This window comes from Halanaerobium hydrogeniformans, assembly GCF_000166415.1.
GTDB lineage: Bacteria > Bacillota > Halanaerobiia > Halanaerobiales > Halanaerobiaceae > Halanaerobium > Halanaerobium hydrogeniformans.
This window is the reverse complement of sequence record NC_014654.1, coordinates 1931825-1955464: the sequence shown is the minus strand read 5'-3', so window position 1 is coordinate 1955464 and position 23640 is coordinate 1931825. Positions and strand designations below refer to the sequence as shown.

Genomic DNA, 23640 nt, shown 5'->3' with positions numbered 1-23640 from the left:
GGATCTTTATATGTGTGCTCTATTAATAATTTTGAAAGTATTATCTATCTTAAGAATATAAAACATGTAAAGATTTTAGATGGTCTTAATAGTAGTACTAATAACTGATTTTGTGTAAGCATGATGATAAGGTTAATGACAATCCAGAAGTGGTAAAGAGATTTTGATGGTTTAAATTAACTATGTTTGTTGATATAATAAAATTATTGAAGTAAAAATCACATTTTATATTTAACTGTTTTATTGGGAGGTGAAATAGTGAGTAAAAAAATACTAATTATTGAAGATGATGCTCAGATAGCTCGTTTTGTTGAATTAGAGTTAGAACATGAGGGTTATCAAGTTAAAAAATTTGATAACGGTTATGATGGGATTAATGCTCTTAAAGAAGATGATTATGACCTTTTATTACTAGACCTTATGCTCCCAGGTTTAGATGGAATAGAAGTTTGCAATAAAATAAGAGAATTTTCTGATCTGCCAATAATAATGCTCACTGCAAAATCTGAATTAGAAGATAAGGTAGCAGGTTTGGATACTGGAGCGGATGATTATTTAACTAAACCATTTGAAATAGAAGAATTATTAGCAAGAATTAGGGCATTATTAAGAAGAGATAAAGGCACTATAGAATCTGCCAATATTTTAAATATTTCTGACATAGAAGTAAACCTTGATGCTCACCAGGTAAAAAGAGCTGGCCAAAAAATTGAACTAACTAAAAAAGAGTATGATCTTTTAGTTTATTTAATTAAAAATGAAGGAATAGTTGTTAGTAGAGATAAGTTATTAAATAATGTTTGGGGATATAATTATACCGGTGAGACTAATATAGTAGATGTATATATTCGGTATTTAAGAAGTAAAATTGATGAGCCATTTGAAGAAAAATTAATACATACAGTACGTGGAGTTGGTTATGTGATGAGGTCTGATCAAGATGATTAAATTTTTTAACAAAAAAAGCAAAATTTCTTGGAAGATTACAATACTGTATGCATTAATGTTTATAATGTTATTATTTTTAATAAATTTTGCTATCTATTTTTTCTTATCAAATTTTATAGATGATAATATTAAAAAAAATATTAATAATACCAGTGAATTTGTAATTTCACAAATTAATAACGAAAAAGATACTTTAGAATATTTTAATGCGGAAATTTTACAAGAAATAAGTCGAAGTGAAGAAAATGTTTTTTTTAGAATTTTGGGTACTGATGGAGAAATAAGGGCACAATCAAGATATCTACAGGAGATGGAAATACCTCTTGCTGCTAAAATAACAGAATTTAGATCTGGTAATCGTCGGCTAGCAGTACGGACAATCAATCTTGCTGAATATTCATCTATTCATGGTTATCTACAGGTGGTAAAAGATATAACATTTGAAAAAAACTTTTTGGATTTCTTAATTCTCGTTTTAATTGTAGCCGCAGCTTTTGGAGCTTTAATCTCTGTTTTTCTTGGCTACTTTACCACTAAGAAGATGCTGTCTCCGATTAACAAAATTACCGAAACCGCTAGAGAAATAAGTTTTAATGATATAGATAGAAGACTTTCTGTAAAAGGACCAGATGATGAATTAAAAAAATTAGCTTTAACTTTTAATTCCATGCTTGATAGACTTGAAAGAGCTTTTAAAAAACAAAAACAATTTGTATCTGACGCTTCTCATGAATTGAGAACTCCAATTTCTGTAATTAAGGGTTATGTTGATTTGCTTAACAGATGGGGTAAAGAAAAACCCAAAGTACGTGATGAAGCAATAAAAGCAATCAAAAAAGAAACAGAAAACATGAAGCAATTAATGGAAAATCTGCTTTTACTAGCAAGAGGAGATGACAGTGAATTAATTAAAAATGAAGAGTTATTTAATTTAAATAATTTAATTAAAGAAATAATTAAAGAATTCAAATTGTTAAAAGATGATATTGAGATCAATTTTCAAGAAAAAGCAGAGATTAATTTTTGGGGAGATAAGAATCTTTTCAAACAATTGATTAGGATATTTATTGATAATTCAATTAAGTTTACCTCGAACAGTGAAAATATTAAATTAATGATTGATAAAACAGAAACAAGTAACTGTATAATCAGCATTGAAGATAAGGGCCAAGGAATTGCGGCGGAGGATCTTCCCCATGTTTTTGACCGCTTTTATCAAGCAGATAAATCTAGAACACGTAAAAAAGAAGGATCTGGTCTTGGTCTGGCAATTGCTAAAGAGATTGTTGATAGCTATAATGGGGAAATCGATGTTGAGAGTACCGAAGGAGAGGGTACTACCTTTAGAATTTATTTACCAATAAATAAATAACTTAAGATATAGAAAATAACGGGAGATGATTTAGCTTGACTAATGTTGAAAAAAAAGACAAAAAGACACTTTTTCTTTTAGATGGACATAGTATTACCCATCGGGCATTTTATGCATTACCACTTTTAACAAATGATGATGGTCAATATACCAATGCAGTTTTTGGTTTTATAAGGATGCTTTTTAGTCTTACTGATGAGTGGAATCCGGATCGAATGATTGTGACTTTTGATAAAAAGGCACCTACTTTTAGGCATGAAGAATATGAAGAATATAAAGCTAATCGAAAAAAAATGCCTGAAGAACTTGTTCCCCAAATTTCTTTATTACAGCAAACTTTAGCTAAACTAGAGATTCCAATTATTGCAGAAGAAGGTTATGAAGCAGATGATTTATTGGGGACATTATCAAAACAGGCAGCTGCTCAAAATTATGATGTATATATTATTACCGGTGATAGAGATGCTCTGCAGTTAGTTTCTGAAAATATAAAAGTTATGTACACCAGAAAAGGGCTTTCTGATCTTGTGATTTATGATCTGGAAAAAATATTTGATAAATATGAAATTCCACCTGAAAAATTGATTGATATGAAAGGTCTGATGGGTGATAGTTCAGACAACATACCCGGGGTTCCAGGAATAGGAGAAAAAACAGCAATTAAACTGCTAAAACAATTTGATTCTATTGATGAGATATTAAATAATATCGATCAAGTTTCTGGAAAAAAAAGAAAAGAAAATTTAAAAAAATTTACTGATCAAGCTAAAATGAGTTATCGCTTAGCTAAAATTAAAAGAGATGTTCCACTTAAATTAGATTTTGATAAATGCAGATTAGATCTTTATGATGATGGGCAAGTGGTTGAACATTTTAAAAAACTCGGGTTCAGTAGTTTACTTGATAGATTTGAATATAAAAAAGAAATACAACCTGAAAATATTAATTTTTTAAATGTGGGAGAAACTGAATTAGAAGAATTAAAGCAGAAAGCTTTGGAATATAAAGAAATTGCATTTTCATTAAAAATTGCCAAAGATAGTTGTGCAAGAAATGGAAAAATAACGGAAATTTTATATGCCTTTCAAGATGAAAGTGTGTATTCATATAAAACTGAAAACAATAAAATTGCAGATGCTTTAAAAGAAATCTTAGAATCAGAAACAATAGAAAAATTATTTATTAATGCCAAAGAATCTTCACTGGCCTTGTTATGTGCGGGTATAGAAGTTAAAAATATCTCTTTTGAACCTTTACTTGCCTATTATTTATTGCAGCCATCCTCAAGCTTACCAGATTTAGAGGAAATTTTTAGTAGAGAACTTGATATTGGAATGCAAGAATTTAGTCAGGATCAAATATTGGCAGTAGAAACAATTAAATTATTTAAGCTTAGAGATATATTAATTAAAAAGCTTAAAGATGATAGTTTATATGACTTATTTAAAAATATGGAATTACCTTTAATTAAAGTTCTGGCTCAAATGGAATATAATGGGGTTAAAATTGATAAAGATTGGCTGCAACAATTATCTGATAAATTAGAAAAAAGGTTAGAGATAATAACAAAAAAAGCCCATGAATTAGCAGGAGAGGATTTTAATTTAAACTCCCCAAAACAATTAGGAGAAATTTTGTTCGAAAAACTTGGTCTGCCTGTTATTAAAAGAACTAAAACAGGTTATTCTACCAATGCAAACGTATTAGAGAAACTAGAAGGTAAACATCCTATTATACCTCTGATTTCCGAATACCGAGAACTAGCAAAATTAAAATCAACCTATATTGACTCACTGCCACCTTTAATAAACTCAGAAACCGGTAAGATTCACACTTCTTTTAATCAAATGGTTACTGCAACTGGACGATTAAGTAGCACAAATCCTAATCTGCAAAATATTCCAATTAGAACTGAAGAAGGGAGAGAAATTAGAAAAGCCTTTATTCCCTCAAGTGATAATATGATATTACTTGCAGTAGACTATTCTCAAATAGAATTAAGAGTTTTTGCTCATTTAAGTGGAGATAAACGTTTAAAAGAAGCATTTAATTCTGGGCGAGATATTCATACAGAAACTGCAAGTGAGATTTTTGAAGTCGAAGCAGAACAGGTTTCCCCAAACTTAAGAAGACATGCTAAAGTGATCAATTTCGGTTTAGCTTATGGTATGAGTGCTTATGGATTGAGTCAGGATCTTGATATCCCTGTAGAAGAAGCTCAGGATTATATAGATAAATATTTTGAACGTTTTTCTGGAGTAAAAAAATATATGGATGAAACTATTCAGAAAGTTAAAGAAAAAGGCTATGCAGAAACTTTATATGGAAGAAAGCGTTATATACCTGAGATTAATAGCAGCAATTACCATAGACGTTCATTTGCAGAACGCTCAGCAATTAATACTCCAGTGCAGGGAACTGCTGCCGACATTATGAAAAAATCAATGTTAGATGTTTATGATTCATTAAAAGATATAGATTTAGAAATTAATATTTTATTACAGGTTCATGATGAATTAGTATTTGAAGTTGCAAACAAAGATCTTGAAAAAGCTGCTCTTTTAATTAAAGATAAAATGGAAGCAGCGGCAGAGTTGGATGTACCTCTGCTTGTAGATTTGCAGATTGCTGAAAACTGGCGTGATAAAGAAGATTATGAGGTGGGATCAAATGCCTGAGCTACCAGAAGTAGAGACAGTAATTAAAGGGCTTAGGCCTTTAATTATAAATAAAACAATTACTGATCTTGAAGTTAGAGAAGAAAATCTAATCGGATATCCTGACCTTTCAACTGTTGAACTTAAGCAAATGCTAATTGGCGCTAAAATAGATTCAATCAGTAGAAGAGGTAAATATATATTGATTAAGTTAGATATTAATAAAATTCTGGTTATTCACCTACGGATGACAGGCAAACTACTGGTTAAAGAGGTAGAAGAATTTAGAGATAAACATACTCATATAATTTTTAGTCTGGATGATGGTCAAGAGATTCGCTTTAATAATGTGCGTAAATTTGGCCGAATTTATTTAATTGATCCAGACAGGCCAGAACAGGCCGGAGGATTAGCAACTCTTGGGCCAGAGCCTTTAAGTGATCAGCTTAGCCTGGAAGATTTTAAAAATTTATTTACTAATCGTAGAGGAGTAATCAAATCTCTGCTTTTGAATCAGAAATTCATTGCAGGTATTGGTAATATTTATGCAGATGAGATACTTTATTTATCAGGTATAAAGCCTGACCGAAAAGCTGACACTTTAAGTGAAGAAGAAAAAGAAAAAATCTATTTTAATATGAAAGATATATTGGAAAAAGGTATCATCTATGGTGGTACTTCTTTTAGTGATTATGTGAATGCATTTGGAGAAAAAGGTTCCTTTCAGGCAGAATTAAAAGTACATCAACGTGAAGGAGAAGAATGCCATATTTGTAGTAGTAAAATTAAAAAGAAAAAAATAGGTGGTCGAGCTAGTTATTTTTGTTCAAAATGTCAGGACTAGGCTATAATCGGGAGGGGTTTAAATGATTATTGGTTTGACAGGAGGTATTGCAAGTGGCAAATCAACTGCTGCAGAATATCTTGAAAGTAAAGGTGCTATTGTTATTGATGCAGACAAAATATCACATCAATTAACAAAAAAAGGGAAAAAAGGCTGGCAGTTAGTTGTAAATGAATTTGGAGAAGAATTTTTAAATGCAGATGGAGAAATAAATAGAAAAAAACTTGCTGATATTATTTTCTCTGATCCCAAAGCAAGAAAGAAGTTGGAATCACTGCTTCATCCTTTAATCATTTATGAAATGAAAGAAAAAGCTTTTTATTATTTAGAAGAAAACAAAATTGTTATTTTTATGGCCCCATTATTATTTGAAGTAGGTTTAGATCATTTTTGTGATCAAACTTGGGTGATTTCTTCATCTAAGAAAGAGCAGATAAAAAGATTAAAAGATAGAGATAATATTAACAAAAAAGATGCAGAAAAAAGAATAGAATCTCAAATCCCATTAGAAGAAAAAGAAGAAAAAGCCGACCTTGTTATAGATAATAATGGGACAATTGAAGAATTAAAAGAGAAACTAGATTTTCATTGGGAAAAAACCATAAAAATAGTTGATGGTGAGTTTATGAGAGTTGCTCTAATTGCCCATGATGCTAAAAAAGAATCTATGATAAAATTTGCAAAAAGGCATAAAAAAATTCTTGGAAGAATGCGGTTAATAGCAACTGGGACTACTGGAAAAAGAATTAGGGAAGAAACTGGATTAGATGTAGAAAGAATGGCTTCTGGACCATTAGGTGGTGACCAGATGATTGGAGCTGAAATTGCTAAAGGTAGATTAAATGGTGTAATATTTTTAAGAGATCCTTTAACAGCTCAGCCTCATGAGCCCGATGTAAGTGCTCTTTTAAGATTATGTGATGTTCATGAAACACCTCTTGCAACAAATCTGGCAACTGCAGAAATGATAATCCATGCTCTGGGTAAAAAGACAAATTAGATTCCATTGTAAGTTAGGGAGGAAAAGTATTGATTGCAAAGAATTTTTTAAAAGCAGCTGCTTTAATTATTTTAATTATTATTATCTTTGTTGGATATTCGGCAGATTTTGACTTTTGGCAGATAAGAAGGTCATTTGAAGTTATAAAATATGAGGATTATATTTTCGAATATGCAGAAAAATATTCTATTGAAGCAGAATTGCTTGCTGCAATAATTTATGTTGAAAGTAGATTTGATACCCAGTCAGAATCTTTTCGTGGAGCTTTAGGATTAATGCAGATTATGCCCTCAACTGGAGTATGGATAGCTGAACAGGTAGGAGTAGATGATTTTAGTATAGAAGATTTGCTTGATCCAGAATTAAATATCAAATTTGGCAGCTGGTATTTTGCCTATCTTTATGAAAGACATGATAGACATTTAGTTAAAACCCTTGCCGCCTATAATGCGGGTCAAAATACTGTTAGAAGATGGGTTAGAAATGGCTGGCAGGGTGAAATAGATAATCACCAAATCCCTTTTGCGGAAACAGATAAATATGTAAGAAGGGTAATTTCTACTAAAGATTATTATAAAAAGAGTAATATATTTATTAATTTTTAAAAAAGTAGTAATTTGATTTTTTATTAAATTAGAGATATAATTTGATTTAACAGTAATTTTATTTTAATAGGGCAGGTGGAATTTTTGAGTAAAGAAAAGCTGGTTGAAGTCAAAAATTTAAAAACTTATTTTTATACAGAAGAAGGCATTATTAAGGCCGTAGATGGAGTTGATTATGAAATTTACCCTGGTGAGACACTTGGTATTGTAGGTGAATCTGGCTGTGGTAAAAGTGTAACTTCTCTTTCAATTATGGGACTTGTAGAATCACCACCAGGGAAAATAGAGGCTGGTGAAATTATTTTTGAAGGTAAAGATCTGACTAAGTTAAGTAATAAAGAAATGCGTAAAATAAGAGGTAATGATATTTCAATGATTTTTCAGGAACCTATGACCTCTTTAAATCCCGTTTACACAATTGGGGATCAGATTGCAGAGGCAATTATGCTTCACAAAAAAGTAAAGCGTAAAGAAGCAATACGTCAGTCTATAGAAATGTTAAAAAAAGTTGGGATTCCCTTACCTGAGCAGAGGGTTAAAGAGTATCCACATCAACTCTCTGGAGGTATGCGGCAGAGAGTTATGATTGCTATGGCTTTATCCTGTGACCCTCAACTATTAATTGCTGATGAACCAACAACAGCACTAGATGTCACAATTCAGGCCCAGATTTTAGAATTAATGAATAGTTTAAAAGAGAAGTATGGAATGGCAATAATGATGATAACCCATGATCTAGGTGTAATTGCTGAAGTTTCAGATCGGGTTGCAGTTATGTATGCTGGTAAAGTTGTAGAATATACAGATGTAAATACATTATTTGAAGATCCTAAACATCCCTATACCTGGGGCTTGATGAATTCAATTCCAAAACTTGATAAAGATGTAGATAGACTTGAAGCTATTCCTGGAAGTGTACCATCCCCATTGAATTTTCCAGATGGATGTAAATTTAATACCCGCTGTCCTCTTGCAGAAGGAAAGTGCTATGAAGTTGAGCCTGCTTTAGAAGAGGTTGTTAAAGGGCACAAGGTTCGCTGCTGGAGATATAAAGAACTTGAAGAAATTAAACAGCGAGGAGAAAAAATCTATTCTAATGGAGGTGTGGTGGGTGATGCCTGATAAATTACTTGAGGTAAAAAAACTTAAAAAAATATTTTCCAGTTAAAGCTGGAATAATAAAAAGAACTGTTGCTTATGTAAAGGCTGTAGATGATATTTCTTTTTATGTTAATGATGGTGAGACATTGGGCCTTGTTGGTGAATCTGGTTGTGGAAAATCTACAACTGGAAGAACAATCCTCCGACTCTTGGAAGCTACTGCAGGAGAAGTATTATTTGAGGGCAGAGATGTTATGGCACTTACTAAAAGTCAATTAATAGAAATTAGAAGGGATATGCAGATTATTTTTCAAGATCCCTATGCTTCTTTAAATCCTAGAATGACAGTAGCAGATATAGTAGGAGAGCCAATTGATATTCATAAATTAGCTAAAAATAAAAAAGATCGCAATAATAAAGTTAAAGAGATTTTAGAAAATGTGGGTTTAGGTGCGGAGTATATGAATCGCTATCCCCATGAATTTAGTGGAGGTCAGAGGCAGAGAATTGGTGTTGCAAGAGCTCTGGCGGTTGATCCTAAACTAATAATTGCTGATGAGCCTGTCTCTGCTTTAGATGTTTCAGTTCAGGCCCAGGTGGTTAATTTAATGCAAGATTTACAGAAAGAATTTGGATTAACCTATTTGTTTATAGCTCATGATTTGAGTGTTGTTAAACATATTAGTGATAGAGTCGCTGTAATGTATTTAGGCAAAATTGTAGAATTAGCCGACAAAAAAGAATTGTTTAAAAACCCAATTCATCCTTATACACAGTCACTTTTATCTGCAATTCCTGAAGCAGATCCCAGAAAGAAAAAAGATAGAATTATTTTAAAAGGAGATGTTCCAAGTCCTATTGATCCACCTTCAGGTTGTCGTTTTCATCCCCGTTGTCCTAAAGCATTTGATAAATGTCCAGTTATAGAACCTGAATTTAAGGACTATGGTAATGGTCATTTTGCAGCCTGTCATTTATTAGAAGAATAATTTTCTTTATCTAATTTAGAAAAAAATAATTTTATATTTGATTATAATTCCTGTTTTGATGATCCTCAAAACAGGTTTTTTGATTTTTATCTGGAATAATATAATTAAGAAAAATATTTTATAAATAGGGGAGTTATTATATGAAGAAAAAAATATTGCTGATAAATTTAATAATATTACTGTTTTTTTCAATTAGTGTTAATGCAGCAGAATATGGTGGTTTGCTGAGAATCAATGCCTTGAATCAGGTAATAACTTTAAATCCAACCCAGGCAGTTGATAATGCTTCTCTCAAGATAACTAATCAAATATTTGAAAATCTGCTTACTATTGATGAAAGTGGAAATTTACAACCTCTATTAGCTAAATCCTGGGAGATAACTGATAGAGGCCGCAAATTTGTATTTGATTTAAAAGAAAATATATATTTTCATGAAAAGTTTAAAGAAAACAAAAATACTAAAAATCGTGGTAGAGAGGTAACTGCTGACGACTGGAAATGGTCTTTAAATTATTTAGCTTCTCCTGAAAATAAATCTCCCTATCGGGAATTATTAAAAGATGTAAAAGGTTATCAAGAATTCACATCTGGAGAGATTGAGCAATTAAGTGGAATTAGAACTGAAGGCAAATATCGCTTGATAATAGAATTAGAGAAATCTAATATACCCTTCCTATATAATTTAGCTCATCATGCGACTGTTGTTATGCCAAGGGAAGATGTTTTAAATTCAAATCTGATTTGGGGTTTAAATCCTGTTGGTAGTGGTGCTTTTGTTTTTGAAGAAATTAATTCAGAATCATTAAGTTTAAAAAGAAATAATAATTACTGGCAGAGTGATATGGAAAATAGATCTTTACCATATTTAGATGGAATTAAATTTTATTTTCCTAATTCTGATCAAGAATCTAAAGATTATTTTTCTTTATATAAATTAACATCTGAAGAATATAGTAAATTTCTTACTGATTCTTTTACAGAAAAGAGCCATAGATTTAAAAAAATAGTAGGAAATAATTTAAAGTATTATGGAATCATAATTAATGTTAATAATAGTGAGTTATTAGATAAGCAAAAATTTAGAGAATTTTTAAATTATGCTTTAAATCGTGAGAAAATAATTAGTAATCTTGCTTTAAACAACTTTATACCTGCTCAGGATTTTTTGACTGCATCTAATGAATCTTTATATTCATATGATCCTAAAAGAGCAGAAGAAATAATAAAAGGTTTTGATTTAAACTCTAATCTTAGCATTAACTTAGCAGTTAATGAAAATTCTCTTAATCAAAAAATTGCAGAAGAGATAAAAGAACAACTTAGAGATTATGGAATTTCAATAGAAATAGAAAAAAGAAATTGGGTAAATCACTTGAACTTTAAAGATAACTCTCTTCTTAAAGAAGAATATTTAATTGCCAGAACCTCTGACATTGCTGCTCCATATAATTTTATATATGAAAACTTTCATTCTGATAATTTAAGATCAGGCAGTAATTATAATGCATTTAACAACTCAAGACTAGATAATTTACTAGAATATATTAAAATTGAAAGTGACCCAAATAATAGAGAAAGAGCTTTTGAATTAATAAAAGAGATTATTCAATCAGAAACACCTGTTATCTACTTATTTCAAAGTGCTGAAAGCTATTTAATTGATAAAAGAATAAAAAATATAGATATATTAGATAATTATTATCAGGCTCCGAAATATAAGAGACTTTATTTTGGTGATTAGCCATTCTTTTTTATAAAATGAAAACCATTTCATTTATTTCAAGTGGTTTTCATTGTTAATTAACAGAAAATTTTAATAATTTCTAATAATTAAAATAAAAAAGAAAATATGGCAATAAAAGTATATTTATAGCTTAAAACCATATAAAATCGCTTAATAATTAGTTTTTTTATCAAATTATCAAAAAAGTTTAAATATTTTGCAGGAATAATTAATTGAATATTGAATATTATTAATAGTGAAATGGATTTCATAAAATATGAGGAGCGAGTATTATGGATGTTACTATGAAAGATGTAGCAAAATTAGCAGGAGTTTCATTAAGTACTGTTTCACGAGTTTTAAATGACAGCTCACTAGTTAGAGAAGAAACTGCTCTTAAAGTAAAAAAAGCAGTAGAAAAACTTGATTACCAAATTAATGACTCTGCTCGTATATTGAGAACAAATACAAGCAATTTAATTGGTGTAATTGGAGCTGGTATGGAACATCCATTTTTGGCAAATTTACTAAAAGGAATTGAGGCTGAAGCCAGAGAAAAAGGTTATGCCTTAATTTATGGTGATTCTGATGGAGAATTCGAAAAAGAACAAAATTATCTAAATATTATGAAACAAAAAAAGATTGACGGTATTATCTTGATTACTACAAATTATTATAATGATTTACTGAACATAGTTAAAAACTATCAAATACCTGTTGTTTTTGCTTCTGGTTATATAAGTGATCCAGAAATATCATGTGTTACAGTAGATAATGTGGCAGCTGCTTATGATATTGTTGAATATTTATGCAGGGCTGGACATAAAGAGATCGCTTTTATTAAAGGGCCTGATCTTGATTTATTAGCAAGTCAGGAACGTTTAAGAGGTGTTAAGCTGGCCTTGCGGATGAGCAAGATAAAATATGATTCGCAAAAGTTTATAGAAGGTGATTTTACTTTTGAAAGTGGCTATTCAGCTGCTGCAAAAATCATTGATCGTTTCCCAAATACTTCAGCTATTTTTGCATTTAATGATGAGATGGCAATCGGTGCAATTAGATATTTAGCCGAACAGCAAATCAAAGTACCAGAAGAGATATCTGTAGTTGGTTTTGATGGAATTGAAATGGGTGAATATGTAAAACCTTCCTTGACAACCATAAAACAATCAGGTTATGAACTTGGTCTTAAAAGTATAGAATTATTAAATAAAATAATTGAAGGCCAGGAGGTAGAAGATAATAAGGTTTTTATACCACATAAACTTGTGGTTAGAGAAAGTACAAATAAATTAAATAAACTTAATTTAAAGAAGGAGGTGGAAAATACAAAACTTAATTAATTTTTATTTTCTAGTAAATTGATGTGATTATACAAATTTAGAGGAGGAGAATAATTAATGAGAAAAAATTTAATCTTAGTTTTGACTTTAGTTTTTATTATGGTATTTAGTGGTTTTGTTTTAGCTCAAGAACAGATTACTCTTACCATTGCTGGTGGGGCAGTTGGCCAAGAAAAAGAAACAACCGAGCTTGCTGCTGAGTGGTATATGGAAGAAAACCCTCATGTTAATGTAGAAGTACTTGATACCCCTGATTTAGCAACAGACAGACTCGGATTATATCTACAGTTTTTAGAAGCAGAAAGTCCAAATGTAGATGTTTATCAGATCGATGTTATCTGGCCTGGTGATTTAGAAGAACACTTCCTGGATTTCTATGACTATGGTGCGGAAGAAATCGTGGACGACCATTTTGATGCAATAATTGAAAACAATACAACACCTGATGGTCGTTTAGTTGCATTACCATGGTTTACAGATGCAGGCTTGTTATACTATAGAACTGATTTATTAGAAAAATATGATCGTGATGTACCAGAAACATGGAGTGAATTAGAAGAAACTGCAGAATATATTGTTGAGCAGGAAAGAGCTGCTGGCAACGAAGACTTTGAAGGCTTTGTCTGGCAGGGAGATGCTTATGAAGGTCTAACTTGTAATGCCCTTGAATGGATTTATTCAAACAATGGAGGAGATATTGTTAGCCCTGATGGTAAGATAACTATCAATAATGAAAATGCAGTTGAAATGATAGAAATGGCTGCCGGCTGGGTTGGTACAATTTCTCCGACTGGTGTAACTGGTATGGCAGAAGAAGATGCTCGTAGCACATGGGAAGCCGGTAATGCACTATTTATGCGTAACTGGCCTTATGCATATGCCTTAGGTCATGAAGAAGGAAAAGCAACTGCTGGTAACTTTGATGTTGCTCCCTTACCTTCTGGCGAAGATGGAGAACCTGCAGCTACTTTAGGTGGCTGGAACTTAGGTGCAAGTAAATATAGTAATCATCCAGAAGAAGCTGCAAAACTTGCTATGTTCTTAGCAAGTGAGAGAGTTCAAAAAATGCGTGCAGTTCAGGCAACATTGAACCCAACAATTGAGTCTTTATACGAAGATGAAGAAGTATTAGAAGCTGCTCCTTTCTTTGGTAGCTTATATGAAGTATTTACAAATGCAGTTGCACGTCCCTCAACAGTAACTGCTCCAAATTATAATCAGGCATCTGAATTATTCTTCCAGGCTGTACATTCTGTCTTAACTGGGCAGGAAGACGCTTTAACAGCTGTAGAATACTTAGAACTTGATTTGATAGATTTAACTGGTTTTGAAACAGGAGACCCAGAATATTAAAAACAGTTAAATTTAAGAAAATAATGGAGAGGGTATATACCCTCTCCTAATTAATAAAGAGGGGGGAATATATCATGGCCAAAAGCGGTTCTTCAAATCTGGCTAGAGATGAACAAAAGTTAGCTATTAAATTATTGATTCCAGCATTTTTAATTTTGGTAATTATTGCTCTATATCCACTCGGCCAGGTTTTTTATACTAGTTTTACTGATCGCACCTTTGCTACCGCAAGGGAAACACAGTTTGTTGGTTTAGAAAACTACCGTAGCTTATTATCAATGACAGTAAGAGAATTACCAGCTGTAGTAGATGAAGATACAGGTGAACAGATGGTAGATGAAGATACAGGAGAAAGAGTTTATGAAAGGCCAATCCAGGTTTTGCCAAGAGAGCCCCGATATCGCTCTGTTTATCAGTTTAATATTTTTGGTAATAGATATGTGCTTGGTGCTAGAACACCTGATTTTATCAGGGCTGTGGTTAATACATTGGTTTTCACTTTCTTTTCCGTGTTTTTAGAAACAATTCTTGGCTTGGGAATTGCATTAGTCGTAAACAGTGAGTTTAAAGGACGAGGAGTAATGAGGGCAGTGATGCTTGTTCCCTGGGCTGTTATCACAGTTGTATCTGCAAGAATGTGGCAATGGATGTTTCAGCCAACTAGAGCAGGATTATTTAATATGATTGGAACCCGATTGGGTTTGATAGATAGCAGTTATTCTTTTCTAACAAATACAAGTTTACAACTTCCTTCAATTATTGCTGTTGATGTTTGGAAAACAACTCCATTTATGGCTCTTTTAATATTAGCAGGCTTGCAGTTAATACCAAATGAATTATATGAAGCTGCAGAAGTTGATGGGGCAAGTAAATTTAAACAATTTATAACAATAACACTGCCATTATTAAAACCTTCACTTGCAGTTGCATTAATTTTTAGAACATTAGATGCATTAAGGGTTTTTGATGTATTTCAGGTTATGTTGTCTCAGAGACGATATTCAATGGCAAGTTATAATTATTTTCAATTAATTTCAGCAAGGAGAATGGGATTAGCATCTGCAATTGGTGTTATTATATTTGTGATAATTTTTGCTTTCGCTATACTTTACATGAAAGCTTTAGGAGTTGATACAGAATGAGAAAAGATAAGTATAAGAAACTCAAAAAAGTACTTTTCTATTTTGTGCTGGCAATAATCATTATTTATCTATTATTCCCTTTTTATTGGGCTGTTAACTCTTCTTTGAAAACTGAGGCACAGCTTTCAATGACTCCTGCAACTTTTATTCCGCGAGATCCTAGTACCGGAGAGATATCTATATATACAAACAATTATTTAGCTATTTTTCAGGATGGACAATTTGTCAGGGGATTATATAACAGTGCAATTGTAGCAACTTCAACAACAATATTAGCATTGATTACAGGTTCTTTTGCGGCATTTGCTCTGGGTAAACTTAGGTTTAAAGGTAAAACACCAGCCCTTTACACAATACTTGCTATGACAATGTTTCCACAGGTTACTGTCTTGGCAGGCTTATATGCTGTTATTACAGCACTTAATCTGGGGGCAAGAATAAGTATGATTGTAACATATTTGCTCTTTACTTTACCGTTTACAACCTGGGTTTTAACAGCATTCTTTAGAGATTTACCTAAAGAAATAATGCAGTCAGCACAGGTTGATGGAGCAACTGCTTTTCAGACTTTCCATATGATACTTTTACCATTGACTGCTCCAGCACTTGTAACTACAGGACTACTTTCTTTTATTCAGGCCTGGAATGAGTACTTATTTGCTTTAACATTTACTTCAATTGATGTTGAAGCTAGGACAGTACCAGTTGCAATCCAGTATTTCTCTGGAGCTCTTGCTAGGCAGGAACCATTTGGAGAGATTATGGCAGCAGCTGTTGTAGTAACCGTTCCAATTGTTGTTTTGGTATTAATCTTCCAAAAAAGGATAGTTGCTGGATTAACTGCAGGTGCTGTTAAAGGATAATATAAAAATGAAAATTATCAAAATAGGCCATTTAAATTACATTTCTAAAATCTTGCGATATTATGTAATTTAGTGGCCTTATTATTGTCAAATCTTTATAATTGAGGGGGAAATAAATTGGCAGAACAGGGATTATTTAAAATAAAAGATGACTGGAATTTAGAAATTCCAGTAATAGATGAAAATCAAATAGTAAATTATGGCAGTAATTTGCTTTGTGGCAATGGTTATTTAGGCTATAGGGGTACTCTAGAAGAGTGGGGAAAAGAACAGTATAAGGCATGTATTGTAACTGATACTTATGATATGGCTGATGGTAAATGGCGAGAATTATCCAATGCTCCAGATGGTCTTTATGCACGAGTAACTATTGATGGGAAAAACTTAGCCCATGATCCTGGTAGTCTTGACTTAAAAACAAAGCTTAATTTTAATTATAAATATGGAATTTTTGAGCGGTCAACCCTAAGTAATAGAAAAGAAAATTCTTATAAAATATATTCTCAGAGATTTGCATCTTATGATAATCTACATTTAATTGCAAATCAATATATTCTAAGTGGGGTAAAAGATTCAGATGTTGTTAAAATAAAAATTGGTATTGAAGGAGATGTCTGGGATTTAAATGGCACTCATCTTAAAAATTTTAGTAGTGATTATGATTCAGAAAAAAATATTTTATATATCAAAGCAGAAACAGTTGAAGAAGAAATAGAGCTTGTTACTGCTTTATCTTTTAAAATAGATTCTAAAATTAAAAATATAGCAGTTGATGAAAAAGAAAAAGCATTATTTCTAATTATTGAAGTTGATAACACTGATAAAAAAGAAATTAAGCTTCAGAGAAATTTAATTATCTATAGTAGCAATGATACTAAAAATCCCCTTAAAAAGGCTTTAGAGGATGCAGAAAATAGTCTTGAATTTACTTATGATGAGTTATTGGAAAAACATAAAGACAAATGGGATCAAAAGTGGGAAATAGCAGATATAGAGATAAAAGGTAATTTAATGGATCAATTAGCTCTTAGGTTTAATCTTTATCATAATATAATAGCCACACCTACTCATAGTGAATATTTACCTATTGGAGCAAGAGGCTTATCTTGCCAGGCATATCAGGGAGCAGCTTTTTGGGATCAGGAGATATTTAATTTACCTATGTTTATGTATACAGATTTAGATAGTGCAAAAAATATTTTAAAATATCGTTACCATACCTTAGATGGAGCCAGAAAAAAAGCTAAAGATCTTGGTTATGATGGAGCTTTTTATGCCTGGATAAGTGGTAAAAGTGGTAAAGAGCTATGTCCCTCTTTTTTCTTTAAGGATGTTATAAGTGGAAGAAAAATAAGAAATCATTTTAATGACTGGCAAATACATGTCTCTCCGGATATAAGTTATAGTATCTGGAAATATTATTTAGCAACCGATGATATTAACTTTATTTCTAAATATGGTGCAGAAATACTATTTGAAATAGCTCGTTTTATCCATTCTAGAGTTCATTTTAATCAATATAAAGGTCAATATGAGGTTATTCGTTTATTGGGGCCTGATGAATATCACGAAAATGTGGATAATAATGCCTTTACGAATTATCAATGTCGGTTTGCCTTAAAAATTGCTTTATATTTTTATTTTAAACTCAAAAATGAAAGCACAGGACAACTTGAAAAAATTGTTGATAAAATAGATTTAAACGAAAGCGAGATAACTGCCTGGCAGGAAATAAAAGAAAAAATATATCTGCCAAAGCCTGATCCTGAAAATAAATTAATTGAACAATTTGATGGTTATTTTGATTTAGAAGATACTACTGCTGAAGTTTTAAGGTCTAGGCTGATAGATAAAAGTGAATATTGGGGCTGGCCAAATGGAGTAGCAGTGTTTACCCAGGTTATAAAACAGGCTGATGTCATTCAACTTTTTACTCTTCATGATATATTTTCAGAAGATGTAATTACAGCAAATTATGATTATTATGAAAAAAGAACTCAACATGGTTCATCATTAAGTCCGTCACAATATGCAGTTGTTGCTGCAAGATTGGGAAGAAGCAAAGAAGCATATAGATATTTTACTAAATCAGCTTATATAGATTTGAAAAGTAGTAATAAGGCTGTTAGTGGTGGAACATTTATTGGTGGAGTTCATACTGCTGCTGCTGGGGGAGTATGGCAAGTTTTAATTAACGGTTTTGCTGGAATGATTTTAAATAAAGATGGTCTATTATTTAAGCCTAATTTACCTGAAGAGTGGGACCACATTAAATGGAAGCTTATTTATAAAAAAGCAAAACTGAAGTTTAAACTTACTAGAGATGAATTTCTAATCAGCTCAGATAAAGCAAATAAAAGAGATATAGAATTTAAAGTCTTTAATAAAAAATATATTATAGAGCCTGGAGAAAAATTAAAAATTTCTCTTTAAATTCTTATGCTTGAAATTTAAATATGATATAAAAAAAGCACCAAGCAATTAATTGTTTGGTGCTAAATTTATCTAAAACTGCCAAGAAAACTCCATCCAAGCTATGCATTGGGTGGAGATGAATTGGCTATTTATTCTGATTTTCAATATACTTTTTAATTGTCTCAATAGCAGCATCACCAGAAGATACAATAATGATATTGTAGACTATAAACAGAATGATAATTGTTATTTAAGTCTCTATTCATAAAGATCAAACCTCCATTTTTTCTTTTACAAGCAAACATATGTATGATATAATTATAGTAGGATGGAGGTGAAAAATCAATGCGATTATCATTTAAATTCAAGCCTAAATTAAGCCATAAGCAATTAGTAATAATTAATGAATTAGCCTGGCATTGCTCTAAATTATATAATACAGTCAATTATCAGATTAAAAATAATAAAGATGTAAAAGCTGTCTATACTGAATTAGAAACTAGATATAAAAATAACTGGCATAATGACTACCTTCACTCCCATAACAGACAACAGGCATTAAAGCTGTTAGCTCAGGACTGGAAAAGTTTTTTTAATTCTCTCAAAGATTATAAAAAGAATCCTCAAAAATATAAGGGTCAGCCAGGATCACCTAATTTTAAACATATGAACAGTAATCCCTGTGAAATAATTTTTACCAATTTAGCTGTTAGAATTAGAGATAATAAATTACTCTTATCCTTATCTAAAAAGATACAATCTAAATATAATGTGAAGGTCACTAAAGCTTTTAATTTATAATACGCAAGGAAAGCTTTAGTATGACCGTATTCGATTTGGCCCTCTTAATTTTGAGCTGCCTGAAGCAGTTCAAAGCATTATAGATTTAGATGCTGTCCAGCAGATAAAGATTAAGCAGGACCGCATTTCTAAAAGATGGTATCTACTAATCATCTATAAGGTCGAGGAAATAAAAGAAAATAATAACTCTAACATAATGGCAGTAGATATAGGTCTTGATAATTTGGCTACTTTAACATTTAAAAACAATTCTGATTGTTATATTATCAATGGTAAAACTATTAAATCCAAAAATTCTTATTTTAATAAAGAAATTGCCAGACTACAAAGCATTAGAATGAGGCAGTTAGCTACCAGTAAAATTAGAGATACTAAACGAATAAAATATCTGAGATTAAAGAGAAAAAATTATATTAGAGATTATCTCCATAAAGCTAGTTGCAAAATAGTTGATTTAGCAATTGAAAATCAAGTAGAAACTATTGTAATCGGAGATATAAAAAATATTAAACAATGCAGCAAACTTAAATCTTTTGTCCAAATACCGATCCAGAGATTAAAAAAATTAATTGAATACAAAGCTAAACTAAAAGGTATCAAAGTTGTTGAAATTGATGAAAGCTATACTTCTGGATGTAGTTCAGTAGATCTGGAAAAAATAAATAAAAGTAACTATGATAAATCCAGAAGAATTACTAGAGGTCTCTTTAAAACTAACGAGGGCCTATTAATTAATGCTGATCAGAATGGTAGCTTTAATATACTTCGTAAATACCATAACGATAAATGTATTCTCAGACCTATCAAAGAGGCGAGAGATAATGGATTTGTGGACAATCCTTCAAGATTAAGGGTATCCTAAACTATTAGGAGCAAAACTTAAAAGCCAAACATCTTGTAAACTGACCTAGTAATATAGGTTGAACTTTAATCTATATGAAGCAGTTAGAAGCTCCATCTAAATCTTGGTTTTGATTTAGATGGAGAGGTTCACGTGTATTAATTTTTCGTGTTCAGCTAATCAATCTAGACAGATAAAAGCATTCTATCATTGGTAAATTTGCCACCATGTTTAACTTCAAACATTTTCATTAATTTTTCTATAGTAAGATTTTCTTTTTCCTCTTTTTTGATATCATAAATTACTTCTCCACCATCCATCATAATTAAACGATTCCCTAGTTTAATGGCATCTTCCATGTTATGGGTAATCATAAGAGTTGTAATGTTATTTTCGTTTACAAGTTCAGAAGTTAAATTCTTAATTTTAATTGCCGTAGCAGGATCAAGAGCTGCAGTATGCTCATCTAATAACAATAAACTAGGATTAGCTACAGTTGCCATTAAAAGAGTTAAAGCCTGCCTTTGTCCACCTGATAGTAGTTTTACTTTTGTGGTCAATCTTTTTTCTAAACCCAGATCAATCTTCTCTAAATGATCACGCATTCTTTTGCGTTTGCTTTTAGTTAAACCCCATCTTAAAGAAATGTTTTTAGATTTTGATATAGCAAGAGAAAGGTTTTCTTCAATGGTCATTTCAGGTGAAGTACCTGCAAGTGGGTTTTGAAAAACTCTTCCTATATTTTGTGCACATTTATATTCACATTTTTTTGTTATATCTTGATCATCAAGAATTATTCTGCCTTTGTCAACAGGGAAAACACCAGCAATTGAATTTAATAGAGTAGATTTTCCTGCTCCATTACTACCAACTATAGTAATAAAATCACCGTTTTTAACATCTAAATTAATATTTTTTACTGCAGTATTTTCATTTGGAGTACCTTTATAAAATATTTTTGTTAAATTATTTATCTCAAGCATTTTTTATCACCTCAATGCCTTTCTAATTCGGGGAGTTGATAAAAAGATTACTACTAAAATCGCAGTTAAGAGTTTTAGGTCAGAAGCTGCAAGGCCTAAGTTAAGGGCGATAGAAATACTAAAACGGTAAAGAATAGAACCAACAATGACTCCAAAAGTCGCTACAATCATTGACTTAGTTCCAATAATAACTTCTCCAATTATTACAGAGGCAAGCCCTGCAATGATTGCACCAACACCCATATTAACATCTGCAAAGCCCTGATACTGTCCAACTAATGCCCCTGATAAAGAAACTAAAGCATTTGAAATTATCAGGCCTAACATTTTCATGGTATTAGTACTTATACCCATGCTTCTAATCATCTGTGGGTTATCTCCGGTTGCTCTCATTGCAAATCCTATTTGTGTATTAAGAAATGCATCAAGCAACAATTTGACCAATATTATTATTAACAAAAGCAAAAGAAGATTATACCAGGGATATTCTATCCCTAAATCTCTTATTTTAGTAAAGATATTCTCTCTTCCAATTAAAGGTATATTTGGTCTCCCCATAACTCTTAAATTAATTGAATAGAGGGAAGTCATTGTTAAAATTCCAGCTAAAAGTGGAGCAATTTTAAGTTTAGTATTTAAAAAGCCAGTAATAAAACCAGCTCCAGCTCCAGCTAAAACCGCTGCAGCAAGAGAATAAAATGGATTATATCCTGCCATTATCATTCTGGCCGAGACAGCAGCCCCCAGGGGGAGACTGCCATCAACGGTCAAATCTGCAAAATCTAAAATTCTAAAAGATATAAAAACCCCAAGAGCCATAATTGAAAACGCTAGGCCCTGTTCGAGGGATGTTATTGCAAAACTTAGACTCATAAGCCACCTCACACCGTATACAAGATTATTTTAACAATTATTTTTTATTTATTTCTTATTCGTAAATTACATCTGCTCTATCTAAAACACTTTCTGGAATATCAAGATTTAAATTAGCAGCTGCTGTTTGATTAATATATAATTTAAGTTCATCAGATGATTCAACAGCCATTTGAGAAGTGTTTTCACCATTCAATACTCTAGCAGCCATTCTACCAGTTTGCATACCCAACAATTTATAATCTATGCCTAAAGTTGCAATCGCTCCCTGTTCAACCTGACCATTTTCTGAAGCAAAAACAGGAATATTATTATTATTTGTTATATTTAATACTGAAGGAAGTGCTGAAACTATAATATTATCAGTTGGAACATATATAGCATCAACTTTATCAACTAAGGAAGAAGCTGCTAGTGTTACTTCACTACTATTAGTAACAGTAGCTTCATGTAAATTGATATCCATTTCTGCAGCTGCTTCTTTAGCGATCTCAACCTGAACAACTGAGTTTACTTCCCCAGGATTATAAAGGATGCCAACATCTTGAGCTTCTGGAATAAATTCTAAAATTAAAGCTAATTGATCAGCTACTGGATTCATATCTGTTGTACCAGTAATATTTGCACCTGGTGCTTCCATACTATTAACTATACCAGCTTCTACCGGGTCAGTTACTGCTGTAAATAAAACGGGCATATCAGATATAACGTTCGCTGCAGCCTGAGAATTAGGTGTAGCAATTGCCAAAACCATGTCTAAATTTTGACTTCTAAATCTTTGCGCAATAGATTGAGCAGTTGCAAAATCTGCCTGAGCATTTTGAGTTATAAACTCTACCCTGTCTTCTCCAAACCCCTCTTCAGCCAGGCCTTCTATAAAACCTTCTCTAGCTGCATCCAGTGCCGGGTGCTCAACAAATTGAGAGATCCCAATTCTCAATTCTTGCTGAGCGGAAACTGAAAAAGAAAAAGCCATGATAAAAATTAAAATTAAAATTGATAAAGCAAATAAATTTTTTTTCATAATTTACTAATCCCCTTTCTAACTGGTAGTGGGGAATAACAATTAGCTATAAAAAAAACACTCCTAGTGGAGTGTTAATAATAGTTAACAGCAAGATTAGCCATAATCTACCCATAAAAAGTTAGATTATAGTAAAAATGCAGATAGCTATCCCTATAAAATTCTCCTACCGTATTACCATGCTACCAGTTATTTGATTTTCTTTATTATACTATTAATTGCGCTATTTTGTCAATAGACTCACCTAATTAAAAACGATTATTAATATTAGCAAATAATTTTAGAGTGAGCGATGGCTCAAGCCTACTGTAACTTCATTTAAGTTAAACATTCCTACCCCAAAAAATATTGCAACTACTATATGTTCACCACTGCGCGAGATTCCTATTTTACCACCTACATTTAAGCCCATTGTTCTAGGCATCATTTGAGCCAGTGCATCATGTGCTGCTCCAGCTACTGCACCTTGAGCAACATGTGAACTATCAATTATATTTTCTCTTTTGGCTGCTATAACAGCTCTTTCAATGATATCAGGCACAGATTTATTAAATTCACCGCCAAAATCAACTGCTGCTGTTTTAATACCTTTTTTTGCAAAATCTTTTTTTAAGTGTTTTTCTTCTTCACGTGTAGAAATCGCCATTTTTATAGCAGTTTTTGCAGTTTCTAAACTATTGTGTTCCATAATTATCACTCCCTCTTTAAATTAAGTTTATCTTTATTATATTATTATAACATAAAAAGCAAATCTTGCAGCTA

Annotated in this window: 18 protein-coding genes and 1 pseudogene; 15 read left to right on the top strand and 4 right to left on the bottom strand. The window is 31.6% G+C overall.

Annotated elements, in window-relative coordinates; genetic code table 11:
• Nucleotides 1-258 precede the first annotated feature (258 nt).
• The 15 genes and pseudogenes from HALSA_RS08940 (at nt 259) to HALSA_RS08865 (ending at nt 20019) form a co-directional block, all read left to right on the top strand.
• Complete coding sequence (locus HALSA_RS08940) at nt 259-948, top strand: response regulator transcription factor (protein WP_013406249.1); 690 nt, start codon at nt 259-261, stop codon at nt 946-948.
• Nucleotides 941-2320, top strand: a complete 1380-nt coding sequence (locus HALSA_RS08935) for a sensor histidine kinase (protein WP_013406248.1) — start codon at nt 941-943, stop codon at nt 2318-2320. The genes HALSA_RS08940 and HALSA_RS08935 overlap by 8 nt, the downstream gene beginning before the upstream one ends.
• Before the next feature lie 35 nt (nt 2321-2355).
• Nucleotides 2356-4998, top strand: a complete 2643-nt coding sequence (polA, locus tag HALSA_RS08930) for a DNA polymerase I (protein ID WP_013406247.1) — start codon at nt 2356-2358, stop codon at nt 4996-4998.
• On the top strand, nt 4991-5821 hold the full coding sequence (gene mutM / locus HALSA_RS08925) for a DNA-formamidopyrimidine glycosylase (protein ID WP_013406246.1): 831 nt from the start codon (nt 4991-4993) through the stop codon (nt 5819-5821). Before polA ends, mutM begins: the two co-directional genes overlap by 8 nt.
• Before the next feature lie 22 nt (nt 5822-5843).
• Nucleotides 5844-6821, top strand: coding sequence for a dephospho-CoA kinase (coaE, locus tag HALSA_RS12665; protein ID WP_013406245.1), 978 nt, complete (start codon nt 5844-5846; stop codon nt 6819-6821).
• A gap of 29 nt (nt 6822-6850) precedes the next feature.
• Nucleotides 6851-7426: a lytic transglycosylase domain-containing protein gene (locus tag HALSA_RS08910; RefSeq protein WP_013406244.1), complete on the top strand. Its 576-nt coding sequence runs from the start codon at nt 6851-6853 to the stop codon at nt 7424-7426.
• Between the two features lie 84 nt (nt 7427-7510).
• Nucleotides 7511-8548 carry an ABC transporter ATP-binding protein gene (locus HALSA_RS08905; protein ID WP_013406243.1) on the top strand — a complete coding sequence of 346 codons (1038 nt, stop codon included), beginning with the start codon at nt 7511-7513 and terminating at the stop codon, nt 8546-8548.
• Nucleotides 8549-8601: 53 nt separating this feature from the next.
• A complete protein-coding gene (locus tag HALSA_RS08900; RefSeq protein ID WP_049773884.1) occupies nt 8602-9516 on the top strand; it encodes an ABC transporter ATP-binding protein in 915 nt (304 codons plus the stop codon).
• 140 nt (nt 9517-9656) lie between these two features.
• Nucleotides 9657-11258, top strand: coding sequence for an ABC transporter substrate-binding protein (locus tag HALSA_RS08895; protein WP_013406242.1), 1602 nt, complete (start codon nt 9657-9659; stop codon nt 11256-11258).
• A 275-nt stretch (nt 11259-11533) separates the two neighbouring features.
• A complete protein-coding gene (locus HALSA_RS08890; protein WP_013406241.1) occupies nt 11534-12583 on the top strand; it encodes a LacI family DNA-binding transcriptional regulator in 1050 nt (349 codons plus the stop codon).
• A 57-nt stretch (nt 12584-12640) separates the two neighbouring features.
• Entirely contained in the window at nt 12641-13936 is a 1296-nt protein-coding gene (locus HALSA_RS08885; RefSeq protein WP_013406240.1) for an ABC transporter substrate-binding protein, read from the top strand.
• Between the two features lie 74 nt (nt 13937-14010).
• A complete protein-coding gene (locus HALSA_RS08880; RefSeq protein ID WP_013406239.1) occupies nt 14011-15078 on the top strand; it encodes a carbohydrate ABC transporter permease in 1068 nt (355 codons plus the stop codon).
• Nucleotides 15075-15941 carry a carbohydrate ABC transporter permease gene (locus HALSA_RS08875; RefSeq protein WP_013406238.1) on the top strand — a complete coding sequence of 289 codons (867 nt, stop codon included), beginning with the start codon at nt 15075-15077 and terminating at the stop codon, nt 15939-15941. The genes HALSA_RS08880 and HALSA_RS08875 overlap by 4 nt, the downstream gene beginning before the upstream one ends.
• 117 nt (nt 15942-16058) lie before the next feature.
• Nucleotides 16059-18374, top strand: a complete 2316-nt coding sequence (locus HALSA_RS08870; protein ID WP_013406237.1) for a glycosyl hydrolase family 65 domain-containing protein — start codon at nt 16059-16061, stop codon at nt 18372-18374.
• A gap of 327 nt (nt 18375-18701) precedes the next feature.
• Nucleotides 18702-20019, top strand: a pseudogene (locus tag HALSA_RS08865) (RNA-guided endonuclease InsQ/TnpB family protein).
• A gap of 164 nt (nt 20020-20183) precedes the next feature.
• Here the strand turns inward: HALSA_RS08865 and HALSA_RS08860 are convergent.
• The 4 genes from HALSA_RS08860 to HALSA_RS08845 form a co-directional block, all read right to left on the bottom strand.
• Nucleotides 20184-20981 (bottom strand): ABC transporter ATP-binding protein, encoded by a 798-nt coding sequence (locus tag HALSA_RS08860; RefSeq protein ID WP_013406236.1) that lies wholly within the window; start codon nt 20979-20981, stop codon nt 20184-20186.
• A gap of 6 nt (nt 20982-20987) precedes the next feature.
• Nucleotides 20988-21854 carry an ABC transporter permease gene (locus HALSA_RS08855; RefSeq protein WP_013406235.1) on the bottom strand — a complete coding sequence of 289 codons (867 nt, stop codon included), beginning with the start codon at nt 21852-21854 and terminating at the stop codon, nt 20988-20990.
• Between the two features lie 55 nt (nt 21855-21909).
• Nucleotides 21910-22878 carry an ABC transporter substrate-binding protein gene (locus HALSA_RS08850; protein WP_013406234.1) on the bottom strand — a complete coding sequence of 323 codons (969 nt, stop codon included), beginning with the start codon at nt 22876-22878 and terminating at the stop codon, nt 21910-21912.
• Nucleotides 22879-23158: 280 nt separating this feature from the next.
• A complete protein-coding gene (locus HALSA_RS08845; protein ID WP_013406233.1) occupies nt 23159-23566 on the bottom strand; it encodes a HutP family protein in 408 nt (135 codons plus the stop codon).
• Nucleotides 23567-23640: the final 74 nt, after the last annotated feature.